Here is a 14,903-nt window from a genome sequence, read left to right on the forward strand (position 1 = left end):
GGTGAAGCTTGAGGTACGCCTCGCGCTGAGCTGCCTACGATCCGTCCTCTCGGGAGATATCGTGTGAGCAACCTCGTTCAGACTGTGATCGGCGCGCTGTCGCCGGACATGATCGGCAAGCTTTCCAGCGTACTTGGCGAGTCCTCCGGCTCCGTGAGCAAGGGCGTCTCGGCGGCGACGCCGGCCCTGCTGGCGGCCGCCCTTCAGCAAAGCTCGACCACCAGCGGCGCCAACGGTCTCCTGAGCCTGATCAGCCAGGCCACCGGCGGCGGCAACCCGCTGGATCGCCTGCCGGCGCTGCTCGGCGACGACACCGCCCGCGCGGGGCTCCTCAGCCAGGGCAAGACGCTGTCCGACAGCCTGCTGGGGCCCAGCGGCGGCAGCGTTTCGAACAGCCTGGCGAGCTTCGCGGGGCTCAAGGGCGGGGCGGCGACGCAAATCCTCTCCCTGGCGGCGCCCCTGGTGCTGGGCGCGATCGCCAAGGCGCTGGGCGGAGCGCCCACCGCCACGGGCGTGCAGGCGCTGCTATCGGATCAGCGGGCGAGCATCCTCGGCGCCTTGCCGCCTGGCCTGGGCTCGTTGTTCGGTCTTGGCGGCGCGGCCCAGACCGCGCGGGCGGCCGGGACCACGGCGGCGGCCAGCGGCGGCGGGATCATGAAGTTCCTGCCCTGGCTGATCGCAGCGGCGGTCGTGCTGGCGCTGATCTTCGGCCTGCGCAATTGCGGATCGAAGCAGGTGGAGGCGCCGCCTCCGACCGCGGCGGTGACGCCGGCGCCCGCGCCGGTCACGCCTGTCGCGCCAGTGGCCGAGACGCTGACCCTGCCAGGCGGAACGACGATTTCGGTGGCGCCCGGGACGATCGGTTTCGGGGTCGCCAAGTTCCTGGATTCCAGCGACCCGGCCCCGAAGACCTTCGTGTTCGACAACCTGAACTACGACACCGCTTCCAACGCCCTGACCCCGGAAAGCAAGCCGACGGTCGATACGCTGGTCGCCATCCTCAAGGCCTATCCGAACGTGCGGGGCCGGGTGGTCGGCTACACCGACAACCAGGGCGACCCGGCGGCGAACAAGACCTTGTCCGACGGACGCGCCGCGACGGTGAAGAAGGAGCTGGTGGTGCTGGGCATCGCCGCCGACCGTATCGAGACGGCGGGCATGGGCGAGGCCGATCCGATCGCCGACAACGCGACCGAAGAGGGCCGCGCCAAGAACCGGCGGACCGAACTGATCATCGTCCGGAAGTAGCCTGGGCTGGTAGGAGAGGGAGGCGGTCCGCGGCGACGCGGGCCGTCTCTATTCGTCTTCGTCGAAGCGGGCGGCGACGAGCGCGGCGAGGGCCTCGACCGCCGGCGCGGCTTCCTTGCCCTCGGCCAGGATGTCGATGCAGCAGCCGGGGCCGGCGGCCAGCATCATCAGGCCCATGATCGACCGGGCGTCGACGCTGGCGCCGTCCTTGGCGACCTTGACCTCGGCGTCGAAGGTCGCCGCCAGTTTCACGAACTTCGCAGAGGCGCGCGCGTGCAGGCCCCGCTTGTTGATGATCTCGACGGTCCTGGCCTGGCTCATTTTTCGCCGGCCAGCACGTAGGAGGCCACGGAGATGTACTTGCGGCCGGCCTCCTGGGCGCAGGCGACGCAATCTTCCAGCGACTGGCGGGTGCGGACCGAGGCCAGCTTGATCAGCATGGGCAGGTTCAGCCCCGCGATGACCTCGGCCTTGGTCTGCTCCATCACCGAGATGGCGAGGTTCGACGGCGTACCGCCGAACATGTCGGTCAGCAGTATGACTCCGGAACCGGAGTTGACGGCCTCGCAGGCCGCCAGGATGTCCTTGCGGCGCTTTTCCATATCGTCTTCCGGCCCGATGCAGATGGACGCGACCGCAGCTTGCGGCCCCACCACATGCTCCATGGCGAAGACGAACTCCTCGGCCAGCCGCCCGTGCGTAACGATCACGAGCCCGATCATGCCAACTCTCTCAACGGGAATCCCCACCCGGCCGCGGCGATACGCCGGCCGCGAGGGCGCCTTGATACGCCTCTTCCGCCCAAGCTCCAAGATGTTGCAGTGCGCGACGAAGCTTCGCGGGCGCCGAAGACTCTAGCGCCTGAAGTGAAATCACCGGGATACTCAACCCGACGTAATCCTTGAAAGCCTGCTCGGGCATGCGCTCATGCTGCTCGCAGCGCACCGCCAAGGCAATGCGGCAAAAGGCGAGAGCCGGCTCGCGGCACACGCCGACGCCGCGCGCCTCGATCAGGCCCGACAGGGTTTCGGGAGCGCGACCGTAAAGCGCACCCTCGCAGGTCCAGAGCACCACCCGGTCGTCGGCCACCAGGCGAAAGCCCTGGTCGATGGCCCGCAGCGCAAGGTCGCTCTTGCCGCTGCCCGACGGGCCTTCGATCAGCACGCCCTGCCAGATCCCATCGATGTAGGCGGCCACCAGTCCGGCGTGGGCGATCATCGCCGGGCCTCGGGAAGGGTGACGGTGAAGCGCGCGCCCAGGACTTCGCCGTCTGGGCCCAGCCGGTTCTCGGCGCGGATCGATCCGCCCTGGGCCGCGGCGATCTGGCGGGCGATGGACAGGCCAAGCCCGGAATTGCCGCCGAACGCCGCGCCCTTGGGCCGCGAGGTGTAGAACCGCTCGAAGATCGTCTCGAGATTGTCGGGCGGAATGCCGGGGCCGTCGTCGTCGACGGTCAGCTGCGCCTGGCCGCGGCCGCGTTCGAGCCGGACCCGCACTTCGCCGCCCTTGGCGCTGAACGAGCGGGCGTTGTCGATCAGGTTGCGCAGCAGCTGGCCGAGCGGCCCCTCGCGCCCCGAGACCATGATCGGCTCCAGCGTGTCGGGCGCGTCGTAGCGGACGTCCACGTCGCCGGGCTTGGCGGTGTCCTGGTAGAGCTGGGTGACTTCGGCGATCAGGCGGCCGAGATCCATCGACCGCAGGTCCTCGCGCGACAGCTCGGCGTCGAGGCGCGAGGCGTTCGAAATGTCGGTGACCAGCCGGTCCAGCCGCTTGATGTCGTTGTTGAGGATCGCCATCAGCCGGTCGCGTGCGGCCGGATCCTTGACGAGGTCCAGGGTCTCCACCGCCGACCGCAGCGAGGTCAGCGGGTTCTTGATCTCGTGCGCGACGTCGGCGGCGAACCGCTCGATGGCGTCCATCCGCTCGGACAGCGCGTCGGTCATATCCTCGAGCGAGCGCGTCAGGTCGCCCAGCTCGTCGTCGCGCTTGGCCAGCTGCGGCAGCGAGATCGACCGCGCCCGCGACAGGCGCACCCGGTCGGCGGCGCGGGCCAGCATCCGCACCGGCTGGGCGATCAGGCTGTTGAGCAGCAGTGAGGAGACCAAGGTCACGAAGATCGCGATGAGGATGAACGGCGCCAACGCCTGGCGCTCGGCGCGGATGATCTCGTCGACGTCGCTGGCCTCAAGGGTGAGCACCCCGAGTACGGCCTGCACATGCTGGATCGGGATCGAGACCGAGACGACGCGCTCGCCGTCCTCGGCCGTGCGCATGCCGGCCCAGTGGACGCCGCGCAGGGCCTGGCCGACCTCCATCATCAGCGCCCGCTGGGCGGCCGGGGCGGGCGGCGGCGGCGGGCGGCCGAGCTTGAGATCGAGGGCGAGTCCCCCCTGGTCGCTGCGCGGGCGGGCGGGCGGCAGCACCTTCCACTCCACGCGGTCGGCCACCCAATAGCTGTCGGCGATCAGGTGGCCCTCGGCATCGAACAGCCGCGCGCGTTGCGAGCGCGGGTTGGACAGCATCTGCAGGATCTCGCTGGCCGCCTGGGCGTCCAGCTCCGGGGTCGGTTCGCCGACGGTGGCGGCGCGGTTGATGACGTTGACGATCAGCTCGCCCTGGGTGGTCAGGCTGTCGATCCGCGCCCCGACCAGGCCGCGCCGAAGTTCGTTCAGCAGCAGCGACCCGGCGATGATGATCGCCAGGCCGAGCACGTTGAGCAGGATGATGAAGCGCCCCAGGCGCGAGCCTGGCAGCCAACTGAAGAACGAAGGTCCGGACGGCGGCGGTCGCCGCTTGCGGGCCGTCGGCTTCGGGTCAGGCTTCGCGGTATCTGTATCCGACGCCATAAAGGGTTTCGATCGCGTCGAACTCGGGGTCGACCTCGCGGAACTTCTTCCGCATGCGCTTGATGTGGCTGTCGATGGTGCGGTCGTCGACATAGACCTGATCGTCGTAGGCCGCGTCCATCAGGTTGTCGCGGCTCTTCACGAATCCGGGGCGCTGCGCCAGCGACTGCAGGAGCAGGAATTCGGTCACCGTCAGCTTCACCGGCCGGCCGTCCCACAGGCAGTCGTGGCGGGCCGGGTCGAGGGTGAGCTTGCCGCGCTTCAGCGCGCGTGAGGCCGCGTCGCCGTTGGCCGCGCCAGCGGCGGCGGGCGCCGGCTCCTCGCCTTCGATGCCGGCCCGGCGCAGCACCGCCTTGACCCGCTCGATGAGCAGGCGCTGGCTGAACGGCTTGTGCATGTAGTCGTCGGCGCCGAGGTTGAAGCCGAGGATCTCGTCGATCTCCTCGTCCTTGGAGGTGAGGATGATCACCGGCAGGTCGGAGGTGCGCCGCAGCCGGCGCAGCACTTCCATGCCGTCCATGCGCGGCATCTTGACGTCGAGGATCGCCAGGTCCGGGGGCTCGTTCTCGAGGGCCGCCAGACCCGCGGCGCCGTCGAAATAGGCCTTCACCTCGTGCCCGTGGCTTTCGAGGGCGAGGCTGACCGACGTGACGATGTTTTCGTCGTCGTCCACCAGGGTGATCTTGGCCATAGGTCTCGTTCGTATCCTTCAGCGAAGCTTGGCAAGCTAATGGCGCGCCAGCGTGTCCTCAATGGGGCGCCGCGCCGTTCGCGGCGCGCCGTGATCGGGGAAGCCGGCGGAGGGCCGTCAGGTTCCATACGTAAAGCAGAGCGCTTTGCCCATGCGCGGCGCAAGCAATCCCTTGCGATAAAACGGTATTAAGCTTGTTGCGGCAGACTGGCGCTGAAGAGGAAGCGTCGTGTCGGGCCAGCAAGTCCATTTCGAAGTCTTCATCCGCCGCGCCCCGGGCGCGGCGTGGAAACTCGACATGGCCACTGAAAACCGCTCGGCGGCGATCTCCAGCGCCGAAGAGTTGATGGCCGAGGGCCGCGTGGCCGCCGTCCGGGTGACCAAGGAGACGCTCGACTCCGACACCCGCGAATTCCAGTCGATCACCATCCTCAGCCTGGGCGCGACGGAGGCGCCCAAGAAGAAGAAAGTCGTCGAGAACCAGGACCCGCTCTGCGTCAGTCCGCAGGATCTCTACACCGTCCATGCCCGTGAACGGATCGGCCGCTTGCTGGAGGGCTGGCTGGAGCGCAAGGGCGCGACGCCGTTCGAGCTGCTGCACCGTCCCGACCTGGTCGAGGAGCTGGAAGCCTCCGGCACCGATCTGCAGCATGCGATCCAGAAGGTCGCCATCCCGGAAGCGCAGGCTCGCGGCCTGACCGTCCACGAGCTGATCCGCACCTTCTCCGGGCTGGTCGAGCGCGCCATCGACCGGCTGCTGAAGGACTTCCGCAAGGGCGGCATGCCCAACCTCGACAAGGAGGGTTTCGCGCGCGCCGCCGAGCGGGTCAGCCATGATCCGGAGCGCGCCTACCTGCTGGGGGCCGGCGTCGCCGCCTCCATCGCGCCGGCCAGGTCCTGGTCGGAGAAGGTTTCGCGCCTGCTCGACCTGGCCGACGCCGCGCCGGTCACCGGCCCGCCGCGCGGGCTGGCCCTGCAGACCGTCGAGCAGCCGCTGGCTGAAATCCTCGGGTCGAAGTCAGGCCTAGACAACATCATCGGCCAGGACCTGGACCTCGGCGGCCAGTTGGCGGCGATGACCCGTCTGGCCGCCTGCGAGACCGTCGACGCCCTGATCCGCGCCGAACCCTCGGTCGCCAAGATGATGCCGCCGCTGTCCGAAGCCGCGATGCGGCTCTCCAAGTGGCTGGCCGCCGACGACTTCGCCAGCGTCCGCGTCGCCATCGCCAAGCGGGTGGTGCGCGAGCTGAACGGCCCGCGGCGCCTGCGCCCGTCGAACGCTGCCGGCGAGATCGAGGTCATGCGCGGCCTGGCCATGACGCTGACCGCGGCCGCGGCCGCTGGCGCGCTGCTCAATGTCGAGGACGTCCAGTCGGCCTTCGTCCAGCGCTCGCGGATGCTGGTCACCAGTGACTTCGTCGAGGCCTATCTCGGCGGCGGCGAGCGCTCGGCGCGCGAGGAGATCGAGGCCCTGGTCTGGCTGGTGGAGAACGTCATCGGGGGCGCCAACAAGCGCCAGGCCGGGCGCTATCTGTCGGCCGGCGTATCGGCGCTGCGGTTCGAGAAGGAATTCCGCTACGGCCCCGACACCGCGGCGGTGAAGCTGCAGAAGCTGGCGGCGCTGCAGCGCGCCGTGGCGCGCGGGGGTTTGGCCCAGGAGGACTACGCGCCCATCCAGGCCAAGATCGGCGATGTGGGGGGACTGGTGGAGGCCGACGCGCGGCTGATCGCGACCCTGGCCAAGACCCCGGCCCCGCCGGCGCAGAAACTGCTACTGCTGCTGAAGCTGGCGGCGGGTGAAACGGCGCCGGTCGGTCCGGCGGCGGACCGCGCGCGTCAGGAAGCGATGCGCCTGGTCCGGCAGGAGGACACCCGCGCCGAACTGGCGGCCAATCCCGAGCGGATGGATCAGGTGCGGAACCTCATCCACCAGCTCGGCATGGCGGCCTAGTCAGCCTCAGGCGGCGGTCTTGCTCTTCAGCAGGCCGCGCTCGTGCAGCAACTCGGCGATCTGCACGGCATTGAGCGCCGCGCCCTTGCGCAGGTTGTCGGCCACGACCCACATGTTCAGGCCGTTCTCGACCGTCGGGTCCTTGCGGATGCGGCTGACGAAGACCGGGAACTCGCCCTGGGCTTCCTTCGGCGTGATGTAGCCCTTGTCGTTGCGCTGATCGATGACGATCAGGCCGGGGCTCTCGCGCAGCAGGTCGCGGGCCTCGTCTTCGTCCAGCGGATCGTGGAACTCGATGTTCACGCTCTCGGAGTGGCCGACCATCACCGGCACGCGGACGCAGGTGACCGTCAGGGCGATCGACGGGTCGATCATCTTGTGGGTCTCGTGCCACATCTTGGCTTCTTCGTCGGTGTAGCCGTCGTCGTTGAACGACCCGATGAAGGGGATGACGTTGAAGGCGATCTGCTTGGGGAACTTCTTCGGCTCGGGCGCGCCGAGGACGAAGATGCCCTTGGTCTGGTCCCAGAGCTCGTCCATGCCTTCCTTGCCGGCGCCCGACACCGATTGGTAGGTCGAGACCACCACCCGCTTGATGCGCGCACGGTCATGCAGCGGCTTGAGCGCCACGACCAGCTGGGCGGTCGAGCAGTTCGGGTTGGCGATGATGTTCTTCTTGCTGGCGTAGGCGACGTCGTCCGGGTTCACCTCCGGCACAATCAGCGGCACGTCGGGGTCCATGCGCCAGGCGGACGAGTTGTCGATGACGATGGGGCCGGCGGCGCCGATCTTCGGCGCCCATTCCTTGGAGAACGTGCCCGAGACGCTCATCAGCACGACGTCGACGGTCGAGAAGTCGAACTGCTCGACGTCCTCGCACTTGAGGATCTTGTCGCCGAACGAGACCTCGACGCCGATCGACTTGCGGCTGGCGATCGCGTGAATCTTGTCCACGGGGAAGTTCACTTCCTCCAGGATGTTCAGCATCTCGCGGCCCACATTGCCCGTGGCGCCGACCACGGCCACCCGATAGCCCATGGCGGTCTCCTTCAGATCGTTCAGAAACGGAGCGTCCCCTTACGCCGTTGGGGTCCCGCACGCAATGAACCGCTGGCCCCCGGCTGGCCCGCCGCTTGCGTTGAGGGCGAGCGTCACAGCGGGAGGCTCCATGTCCGTCAGCAGCATTTCCTTGGTCCCGATGGGGGGATCATCGCCAAGCCATAGCCGCGCCAGGGAGCCTGGAGCCGATGGCAAGTCCCTGTTTCCAAAGACCTTCGGTATGGCCGCGTCGGCTCCGCGCAGGTCGGCGGCCGGGGGCGAGGCAGACGGCGATCTGACCGCCATTATGGATCTGGCGGGTCTGACCGGCGGCAACAACGACTCGGCGGGTTTTGCCGCCCGGTCGCGCGGCGCCGGGGAAGCGGCGGAATTCTCGATCGAGTCGCTGCAGGACGTCCTGGCCGAAGGCGGTCTGGCCAGCTGGCTGGTGAGCGACGCCGACCCGGAAGAGCCGGCCGAACTGCGGGCCGAGGTCATCGGCGGCGATATCCTGCCGTCCTATGCGCTGGCGAGCCCCACGCCGCGTCTGCCCGATCCCTCGGCGCCGGATTATCTCGACCAGGTGCGCCGCCGGCTGATGGGCATCGGCGAGGCTGGGCCGCCCGCCCGCGACGCCTTGGACGGCGTGCTGCGCGAGGAGCGGGCGCGCATCACCGAGCGCATGGTCGCGCAGCTGTCGCGCGAGGCGCGGACCTAGGGCTACCTCTCAGGTCATGGACGCGCCGCGGCGCGTGCGTCAGTTGAGACCGCAGGACATTGGAGGACGCCCCATGGCGCAAGACACCGGCATGCCCTTCGCCAACCTCATGGGGGTGGAGATCACCGAACGCGACAAGGCGCGCGTTGTCGGGCGGCTGACCGTTCGCGAGGACCTTTGCACGGCCGGCGGGATCCTGCACGGCGGCGCGTTCATGGCCTTCGCCGACGCCCTGGGCGCGGTCGGCGGCTTCCTGAACCTTCCGCCCGGAGCGCGGACGACGACCTTGGAGTCGAAGACCAACTTCCTGGGTTCGGCCAAGGTCGGGACGACCGTGCAGGGCGAGGCCATACCGCTGCATATCGGCCGACGCTCCAGCGTCTGGCAGACCCGCATCACCAACGCCGACGGCAAGCTGCTGGCGCTGGTGCTGCAGACCCAGATGACCGTCGAGGCCTAACCGGCCCCGATATCCGCGGCGCGGGTGACGTTGCGCATCGGCTCGCCCCGTAGATAGAGCGCCAGGTTGGCGAGAAACAGTTCGTCGCCGCGCGCGCCGGTCAGTTCGCCGCGGTTGGAGGCGTGCGGCGTCACCCGCACCTTCGGATGGTCCCAGAACCAGGCCTCGGCGGGCAGGGGCTCGGTCTGGAACACGTCGAGCACCGCATGCGCCGGCTGATCGCGGTCGAGCCCGGCGCGCAGGGCGTCCTCGTCCACCAGGCCGCCGCGGCCGATATTGATCAGGATGGCGCCCGGCTTCATCGCCGCGAAAAAGGCGGCGTCGGCCAGGTTGCGAGTCTCGTCGTTCAGCGCGCACGCCAGCACCACCACGTCCGCCTCGGGCAGGGTCTGGGGCAGGTCGGCCAAGGTGCTGACCGTGTCGGCCAGGCCCTCGGCGGCCGGCGAGCGGCGGACGGCCTCGACCTGGGCGCCGAAGGCCCTGGCGCGCTGGGCGATCTCCCGGCCGATGTTGCCGAAGCCCACAATGAGCCAGCGGGTCTGGCCGACCTCGCGGAAGGTCACCGGGGTCCAGGCGTGCGCCCGCTGGTGCGCCGCCTGCTCGGCGATCGGATGCAGCAGGCTGAGGGCGTGGATGGTCACGTATTCGGCGATGGCCGGGGCCTGGGCGCTGGAGTTGGTGACGGTCAGCCCTTCGCGCGCCAGGGGCTTGAACATCGGGTTGTCGAGGCCGGCGAAGGCGGTCTGCACCCAGCGGGCGTCAGGCGAGCCGGCCAGCCGCGGGAAGTAGTCGCCGCCGCGCTTGCCGAAGGCGTCGAGGCTCAGCCACCAGATCTCCGCCTTCAAACCCGCAGGGTCGAACGCCGCGCCATTCAGGGTCAGGCCGCCGTCCGGCTCCAGCACCACCACGTCGAGGGCGGGGGCGAGTGCGGCGAGGCGCTCGGAAATGCGGTCATAGGGGGCGCGGAGGAGGAGAGCTTGCATCCGCGAACTCTAGCCGGGCGGACGCCGCCTGCAATGCCCGAGGTTTGACAATGCATTGTCATAATAGCAGTCTCTTGTCATGAAAGCCTCCGCTGACGCTGTTCTGCGCCTGGTCGACGCTGTGGGAAGCGCGGCCGATCGGTTCGCCCAGATCGAGGACCGCATGCTGGCCGATACCGGCTTCAGCGGCGCCCGGCTGCGGGTGGCGGGGGCGCTGGAAGCCCCGCAGGCGGCCCGGACCGTGCCGCAGATCGCGCGCGCCCTGGGCCTCAGCCGGCAGGCGGTGCAGCGGCTCGCCGACGACCTCGTTCAACGCGGCCTGACGGAGTGGCGCGACAACCCCGAACACCTGCGGGCCAGGCTCCTGCAACTCACCCCGGCCGGGCGCACGGCCTATGGCCAGGCCTTGCAGCGCAAGGCCTTGTGGGCCCAGGAGCTGTCCGAAGGCCTCACCCCCGCGTGGCTGGCGGTGGCGACGGAACTGTTGGGCCTGATGACCCGCCGTGCAGGCCGAAAATGAGATAGTTGACTCAGTCAACTATCCGTATTTGGCTGCCCTGGAAGGAGTTTTCCATGCTGCCCAGGGACCCCGTCGCGGCCGTCCGCAGGTTCAACCGCTTCTACACGCGCAGGATCGGCGCCCTCGACGAAGCGCACCTTGGATCGCCCTACACCTTGGCCGAGATGCGGGTGCTCTACGAGGTGGCCCAGGCCCCGGATGGCGTCACGCCCAAGCTGCTGGCCGCCCGCACCGGAATGGACAACGGCTATCTCAGCCGGGTGCTGAAGCGGTTCGAGGGCGAGGGCCTGTTGAGCCGACAACCGTCGGCGAAGGACGGTCGAAGCGTCTCGGTATGGCTGACATCGGAGGGGATCCACGCTTACAACGGCTGGCTCGGCTCGGCGCAGGGCGCCGTGGAGGGCATGCTCGGCGCGCTGACGACCGTCCAGAAGACCAAGCTGACCAGGGCCATGGCCGAGATCGAAGGCCTGCTCGAACAGCCTGCCGTGGGCGAGATCGTCCTGCGTCCCCACCGGCCCGGCGACATGGGCTGGATCATCCACCGGCACGGCGCGCTCTATGCGCGCGAATATGGCTGGGACGAGCGGTTCGAGGCGCTGGTGGCCAGGATCGCCTCCGACTTCGTGGTCAATTTCGACCCGGTCCGCGAGCGCTGCTGGATCGCCGAGCGCGATGGCGAGATCCTAGGCTCGATCGTCCTGGCGAAGGGCGATCGCGACGGACAGGCCAGGCTGCGGCTGCTGCTGATCGAGCCCGCGGCGCGGGGACTGGGCCTTGGCAAGCGGCTGGTCGCCGAGTGCGTCGCCTTCGCCCGCAAGGCCGGATATGCCGAGATCGTCCTCTGGACCCAGAGCATCCTGACCGCCGCCCGCGCCGTCTATGCAGGCGCCGGATTCGAGCTCGTGGAAAGTCATCCCGACGATGGGATCGCCAAGGGCCTGATCAGCGAGACCTGGGCCTTGAAGCTCTAGGGTGACAACGCTCCCGGCGGCCCTAGAGTGCGCGGATGCGTAAACCCAATTTCATTGTCATTCTCGCCGACGACCTCGGCTATGGCGACCTTGGCTGCGATGGCGGCAAGGTCATCCGGACGCCCAATCTCGACCGCATGGCCGCGGAGGGCGTGCGGCTCACTGACTTCTACGCCTCGGCCAACGTCTGCACGCCCTCGCGGGCCGGCCTGCTGACCGGCCAGTACGCGATCCGCAACGGCCTCGCACACGAGGTCATCCAGCCGGCCGATACGACCGGCTTGCCGCCCGACGCGGTGACGATCCCAAGGGCCTTGGGTCCCGACTACGCCAGCGCCCTGATCGGCAAATGGCACCTGGGCCACGTGGCCCCGCACTGGCCGCCGATGGTCTATGGGTTCGAGCGGTTCTACGGCCTGCCCTACAGCCACGACATGAAGCCGCTGGCGCTCTACGACAACGCCACGTCGCCGATGACCGAGAGCAAGGCGGACTTCGCCAAGCTCACCCAGTGGTTCTTCGAGCAGACCGCCGCCTTCGCCGAGCAGAACCGCGACAAGCCGTTCTTCGTGCTGCTGGCGCTGACCGCGCCGCACATTCCGCTGAAGCCCAATCCCGACGACCTGACCGGCTCGCCCGGCGGCGCCTATGGCGAGGTGGTCGAGGAGATCGACCTCAATGTCGGGCGGCTGCTCGAGAAGCTGAAGGCGCTGGGCCTGGACGACGACACGATGGTGGTCTTCACCTCGGACAACGGCCCGTGGTTCGAGGGCTCGTCGGGGCCGTTCCGCGACCGCAAGGGCGGCTCGGCCTGGGACGGCGGGTTCCGCGTGCCGTTCATCGCCCGCCAGCCGGGCGCGCTGCCGGCAGGCGCGGTCAGCGACGCCCTGGCCAGCAATCTCGACCTGTTGCCGACGCTGACCGCGATGGCGGGCGCGCCGGCCGTGGCCGACCGCGAGCTTGACGGCCGTGACCTGTCAGGCGTGCTGAAGACCGGCGAGGCCTCGCCGCACGACCAGATCGTGCTGTTCGACAACGCCAAGGTGGCGGCCGTGCGCACGCCGCGCTGGAAGTACGTGGCGCGATCCTACTACCGAACCTACGACGTCCCGCTGGACGGCTATCCGCTGTTGTTCGACATGGAAATCGATCCCGGCGAGAACTACAGCGTCGCGCGCAACTTCCCCGAGGCCGCGGCGGACATGCGCGCGCGGCTGGAGAAGGCCAGGGCCAAGTACGAACCTATGGCGCAGGCGTTTCCGCCGCACGTGGCGCCGGCCTCGGCGGCCGATCACCCCGACTGACGGATCGGCCTACTTGCGGCGCTGCTTGCGCGCGGCGTAGCGGGCGTCGCGTGCCGCCTTTTGGGCGACGCGCAGCTCCAGCTCGGCGGTCTCGGCGTTGAACGCGTCGATCTCGCGCTTGAGCGCATCCTGCTCGGACTGGACGCGGCGGCGTTCGGCGCGTTCGATCTCGCGCTTGGCGCGAAGCTCGGCCAGCTCGTTGGCTTTGGCGGTGGCGCGGTCGGTGCCCGGTTCGGCCGTGACGGTGGGTTTCACCTTCATCTTGGCCAGGAGAGCCTTTTTGGCTTCGAGGGACGCGGTGGCGCGGTCTTGGAAAGTGCTGTTCTTAAGATAACTCATGCGGGCGTCCCCATCTTACATATCGGGGAAAAATGCAATCGGCGGATGGTGCGTTTGTTCGCCGCGGCGCGTCCGTGTTGCGCGGATGCACGTATCTCCGGAAGGCGCGCATAGGCGCCTGGACCGGAGGTCGGCCATGGACCAACTTTCGCGCAGAGGCCTTATCGCAGCAGGACTTTCCCTGGCCTGCACGCGCGCCCTGGCGGCGAACCGCCGGCTGGCCTTCGCCGTGTTTCGCAACGGCGTCCAGGTCGGCGAGCACCAGATGACTTTCACGGGCGGCCCCGGCGACACCGTGGTCCGCACCGACGTCTCGCTGGTGGTGAAGCTTGGGCCTGTCCCGGTCTACCGCTACGCCCACCAGGCGCAGGAACGCTGGAGCGGCGGCCGGTTCGCCAGCCTGGAGACCACGACCACCGCTGCGGGCCGTACGCAGAAGGTCAGCGCGCGGCGCGGGGCCGAGGCGGTGCTGATCGAGACTGCGGGCGGCAGGATCCGCGCGCCCGCCGACGCGCTGCCGCTGACCCACTGGAACGCGGCGGCGCTGACGGGACCGCTGTTCAATCCGCAGGAGGGCAAGATGCTGCGGCTCAGCGCCCGCAAGCTTGGCCTGGAGCGCGTCAAGCTGGCGAGCGGCGGCGATGTCGCGGCGACCCGCTGGAGCCTGCGGGGCGAGAGCGAGATCGACAATTGGTACGATCAGGGCGGCGCCTGGGCCGCCCTGCGCGGCCGTCTCCCGGACGGCTCGACGATGGAGTACCGGCGGCTCTAGAGCGCCGCCAGCACCGCGTCGCCCATTTGCACGGTCGAGAGCGCGCCGCCCAGATCGCGGGTGCGCGCGCCGCCTTCCAGCGCCTTGACGACCGCCGCGTAGAGCTTGTCGGCGGCGTCGGCGCGGTCCAGCGACCAGCGCAGCGCCATCTCCAGCGACAGGATCGCCGCCAGCGGGTTGGCCAGGTTCTGGCCGGCGATGTCCGGGGCCGAGCCGTGGATCGGCTCATAGAGACCGGGCTTGCCGGCGGCGCCGAGCGCGGCCGAAGGGAGCATGCCGAGCGAGCCGGTCAGCTGGGCGGCGGCGTCCGAGAGGATGTCGCCGAACAGGTTGTCGGTGACCATGACGTCGAACTGCTTGGGGTTCTTGACGATCTGCATGGCCGCGTTGTCGGCCAGGATGTGCTCGAGCTCGACGTCGGCGTATTCGCGCTTGTGCAGGTCGGTGACCACCTCGCGCCAAAGCAGGCCCGAGTCCATCACGTTGGACTTCTCGGCCGAATGAACCTTGTTGCGGCGGCCGCGGGCCAGTTCGAAGGCGACGCGGGCGACGCGCTCGATCTCGGCGGTGGTGTAGACCTGGGTGTCGACGGCGCGCTTGCCGCCTTCGGGCAGCTCCTCGATGAAGCGCGGGCTGCCGAAGTAGATGCCGCCCGTCAGCTCGCGGACGATCATGAAGTCCAGGCCCTCGACCAGCTCGCGCTTGAGGCTGGAGGCGTCGGCCAGGGCGTTGAAGCACAGGGCCGGGCGCAGGTTGGCGAACACTTCCATGCCGGCGCGCAGGTTGAGCAGGCCAGCCTCCGGGCGCTTGTCGCGCGGGGCGCCGACCCACTTGGGACCGCCGACCGCGCCCATCAGCACGGCCTTGGCGGCCTTGGCGGCTTCCAGGGTTTCGTCGGTCAGCGGCAGGCCGTGGGCGTCATAGCTGGCGCCGCCGAACAGGCGCTCTTCGATCGCAAGGTCGGGGACGAGAGCTTCGGCCACGCGGCGGACCTGCGCGGTCACTTCGGGCCCGATGCCGTCGCCGGGCAGGAGGAGCAGGTCGGTCATGTGGGAACCC

Annotated in this window: 17 protein-coding genes; 8 read left to right on the plus strand and 9 right to left on the minus strand. The window is 69.2% G+C overall.

Annotation, left to right across the window (positions count from 1 at the left end):
• Window positions 1-63 precede the first annotated feature (63 nt).
• Window positions 64-1,248, plus strand: coding sequence for an OmpA family protein (locus ASC79_RS07880; RefSeq protein ID WP_056026741.1), 1,185 nt, complete (start codon window positions 64-66; stop codon window positions 1,246-1,248).
• Window positions 1,249-1,296: 48 nt separating this feature from the next.
• On the opposite strand, the gene ASC79_RS07885 is transcribed toward ASC79_RS07880, so the two are convergent.
• From ASC79_RS07885 to ASC79_RS07905, 5 genes are read right to left on the minus strand one after another with little or no spacing between them, the layout of a single operon-like run.
• Window positions 1,297-1,569, minus strand: a complete 273-nt coding sequence (locus tag ASC79_RS07885) for an HPr family phosphocarrier protein (protein ID WP_056026744.1) — start codon at window positions 1,567-1,569, stop codon at window positions 1,297-1,299.
• The gene (locus ASC79_RS07890) at window positions 1,566-1,970 is read right to left on the minus strand and encodes a PTS sugar transporter subunit IIA (RefSeq protein ID WP_056026746.1); all 405 of its coding nucleotides are present in this window, start codon (window positions 1,968-1,970) and stop codon (window positions 1,566-1,568) included. Before ASC79_RS07890 ends, ASC79_RS07885 begins: the two co-directional genes overlap by 4 nt.
• Window positions 1,971-1,980: 10 nt before the next feature.
• A complete protein-coding gene (locus ASC79_RS07895; protein WP_082531973.1) occupies window positions 1,981-2,466 on the minus strand; it encodes an HPr kinase/phosphorylase in 486 nt (161 codons plus the stop codon).
• The gene (locus tag ASC79_RS07900) at window positions 2,463-4,094 is read right to left on the minus strand and encodes a stimulus-sensing domain-containing protein (protein WP_056026749.1); all 1,632 of its coding nucleotides are present in this window, start codon (window positions 4,092-4,094) and stop codon (window positions 2,463-2,465) included. The genes ASC79_RS07895 and ASC79_RS07900 overlap by 4 nt, the downstream gene beginning before the upstream one ends.
• The gene (locus ASC79_RS07905) at window positions 4,063-4,785 is read right to left on the minus strand and encodes a response regulator transcription factor (protein ID WP_056026752.1); all 723 of its coding nucleotides are present in this window, start codon (window positions 4,783-4,785) and stop codon (window positions 4,063-4,065) included. Before ASC79_RS07905 ends, ASC79_RS07900 begins: the two co-directional genes overlap by 32 nt.
• Window positions 4,786-5,014: 229 nt before the next feature.
• Here ASC79_RS07905 and ASC79_RS07910 point away from each other — a divergent pair, with 229 nt between their 5' ends.
• A complete protein-coding gene (locus tag ASC79_RS07910; protein ID WP_056026755.1) occupies window positions 5,015-6,736 on the plus strand; it encodes a hypothetical protein in 1,722 nt (573 codons plus the stop codon).
• A gap of 6 nt (window positions 6,737-6,742) precedes the next feature.
• On the opposite strand, the gene ASC79_RS07915 is transcribed toward ASC79_RS07910, so the two are convergent.
• Window positions 6,743-7,774 (minus strand): aspartate-semialdehyde dehydrogenase, encoded by a 1,032-nt coding sequence (locus ASC79_RS07915; protein ID WP_056026757.1) that lies wholly within the window; start codon window positions 7,772-7,774, stop codon window positions 6,743-6,745.
• A 241-nt stretch (window positions 7,775-8,015) separates the two neighbouring features.
• Between ASC79_RS07915 and ASC79_RS07920 the strand changes: the two genes are divergently transcribed.
• Window positions 8,016-8,492, plus strand: coding sequence for a hypothetical protein (locus tag ASC79_RS07920; RefSeq protein WP_056026760.1), 477 nt, complete (start codon window positions 8,016-8,018; stop codon window positions 8,490-8,492).
• A gap of 73 nt (window positions 8,493-8,565) precedes the next feature.
• Complete coding sequence (locus ASC79_RS07925) at window positions 8,566-8,952, plus strand: PaaI family thioesterase (RefSeq protein ID WP_056026763.1); 387 nt, start codon at window positions 8,566-8,568, stop codon at window positions 8,950-8,952.
• Here ASC79_RS07925 and ASC79_RS07930 read toward each other — a convergent pair.
• Window positions 8,949-9,935: a D-2-hydroxyacid dehydrogenase gene (locus ASC79_RS07930; protein ID WP_056026766.1), complete on the minus strand. Its 987-nt coding sequence runs from the start codon at window positions 9,933-9,935 to the stop codon at window positions 8,949-8,951. The genes ASC79_RS07925 and ASC79_RS07930 overlap by 4 nt on opposite strands.
• 79 nt (window positions 9,936-10,014) lie before the next feature.
• Here ASC79_RS07930 and ASC79_RS07935 point away from each other — a divergent pair, with 79 nt between their 5' ends.
• From ASC79_RS07935 to ASC79_RS07945, 3 genes are read left to right on the plus strand one after another with little or no spacing between them, the layout of a single operon-like run.
• The gene (locus tag ASC79_RS07935) at window positions 10,015-10,455 is read left to right on the plus strand and encodes a MarR family winged helix-turn-helix transcriptional regulator (RefSeq protein ID WP_056026769.1); all 441 of its coding nucleotides are present in this window, start codon (window positions 10,015-10,017) and stop codon (window positions 10,453-10,455) included.
• A 53-nt stretch (window positions 10,456-10,508) separates the two neighbouring features.
• The gene (locus ASC79_RS07940) at window positions 10,509-11,429 is read left to right on the plus strand and encodes a helix-turn-helix domain-containing GNAT family N-acetyltransferase (protein ID WP_056026772.1); all 921 of its coding nucleotides are present in this window, start codon (window positions 10,509-10,511) and stop codon (window positions 11,427-11,429) included.
• A 35-nt stretch (window positions 11,430-11,464) separates the two neighbouring features.
• The gene (locus ASC79_RS07945; RefSeq protein WP_056026775.1) at window positions 11,465-12,733 is read left to right on the plus strand and encodes a sulfatase; all 1,269 of its coding nucleotides are present in this window, start codon (window positions 11,465-11,467) and stop codon (window positions 12,731-12,733) included.
• A 9-nt stretch (window positions 12,734-12,742) separates the two neighbouring features.
• On the opposite strand, the gene ASC79_RS07950 is transcribed toward ASC79_RS07945, so the two are convergent.
• Complete coding sequence (locus tag ASC79_RS07950) at window positions 12,743-13,072, minus strand: DUF6481 family protein (protein WP_056026778.1); 330 nt, start codon at window positions 13,070-13,072, stop codon at window positions 12,743-12,745.
• Between the two features lie 136 nt (window positions 13,073-13,208).
• On the opposite strand from ASC79_RS07950, the gene ASC79_RS07955 reads away from it, so the two are divergent.
• Window positions 13,209-13,844, plus strand: coding sequence for a DUF6134 family protein (locus tag ASC79_RS07955; protein ID WP_056026781.1), 636 nt, complete (start codon window positions 13,209-13,211; stop codon window positions 13,842-13,844).
• Here ASC79_RS07955 and leuB read toward each other — a convergent pair.
• On the minus strand, window positions 13,841-14,893 hold the full coding sequence (gene leuB, locus ASC79_RS07960; RefSeq protein ID WP_056026784.1) for a 3-isopropylmalate dehydrogenase: 1,053 nt from the start codon (window positions 14,891-14,893) through the stop codon (window positions 13,841-13,843). The genes ASC79_RS07955 and leuB overlap by 4 nt on opposite strands.
• Between the last annotated feature and the right edge of the window lie 10 nt (window positions 14,894-14,903).

Origin of the sequence: Phenylobacterium sp. Root1290, from assembly GCF_001425305.1 — a bacterium.
In the GTDB taxonomy this organism is placed as follows: Bacteria; Pseudomonadota; Alphaproteobacteria; order Caulobacterales; family Caulobacteraceae; genus Phenylobacterium.

Coding starts and splice junctions, on each gene's coding strand:
- ASC79_RS07920 (WP_056026760.1), top strand. CDS start 8,016: ATGGCCGCGTCGGCTCCGCGCAGGTCGGCGGCCGGGGGCGAGGCAGAC.
- ASC79_RS07945 (WP_056026775.1), top strand. CDS start 11,465: ATGCGTAAACCCAATTTCATTGTCATTCTCGCCGACGACCTCGGCTAT.
- ASC79_RS07940 (WP_056026772.1), top strand. CDS start 10,509: ATGCTGCCCAGGGACCCCGTCGCGGCCGTCCGCAGGTTCAACCGCTTC.
- ASC79_RS07915 (WP_056026757.1), bottom strand. CDS start 7,774: ATGGGCTATCGGGTGGCCGTGGTCGGCGCCACGGGCAATGTGGGCCGC.
- ASC79_RS07885 (WP_056026744.1), bottom strand. CDS start 1,569: ATGAGCCAGGCCAGGACCGTCGAGATCATCAACAAGCGGGGCCTGCAC.
- leuB (WP_056026784.1), bottom strand. CDS start 14,893: ATGACCGACCTGCTCCTCCTGCCCGGCGACGGCATCGGGCCCGAAGTG.
- ASC79_RS07950 (WP_056026778.1), bottom strand. CDS start 13,072: ATGAGTTATCTTAAGAACAGCACTTTCCAAGACCGCGCCACCGCGTCC.
- ASC79_RS07930 (WP_056026766.1), bottom strand. CDS start 9,935: ATGCAAGCTCTCCTCCTCCGCGCCCCCTATGACCGCATTTCCGAGCGC.
- ASC79_RS07890 (WP_056026746.1), bottom strand. CDS start 1,970: ATGATCGGGCTCGTGATCGTTACGCACGGGCGGCTGGCCGAGGAGTTC.
- ASC79_RS07935 (WP_056026769.1), top strand. CDS start 10,015: ATGAAAGCCTCCGCTGACGCTGTTCTGCGCCTGGTCGACGCTGTGGGA.
- ASC79_RS07955 (WP_056026781.1), top strand. CDS start 13,209: ATGGACCAACTTTCGCGCAGAGGCCTTATCGCAGCAGGACTTTCCCTG.
- ASC79_RS07900 (WP_056026749.1), bottom strand. CDS start 4,094: ATGGCGTCGGATACAGATACCGCGAAGCCTGACCCGAAGCCGACGGCC.
- ASC79_RS07925 (WP_056026763.1), top strand. CDS start 8,566: ATGGCGCAAGACACCGGCATGCCCTTCGCCAACCTCATGGGGGTGGAG.
- ASC79_RS07895 (WP_082531973.1), bottom strand. CDS start 2,466: ATGATCGCCCACGCCGGACTGGTGGCCGCCTACATCGATGGGATCTGG.
- ASC79_RS07905 (WP_056026752.1), bottom strand. CDS start 4,785: ATGGCCAAGATCACCCTGGTGGACGACGACGAAAACATCGTCACGTCG.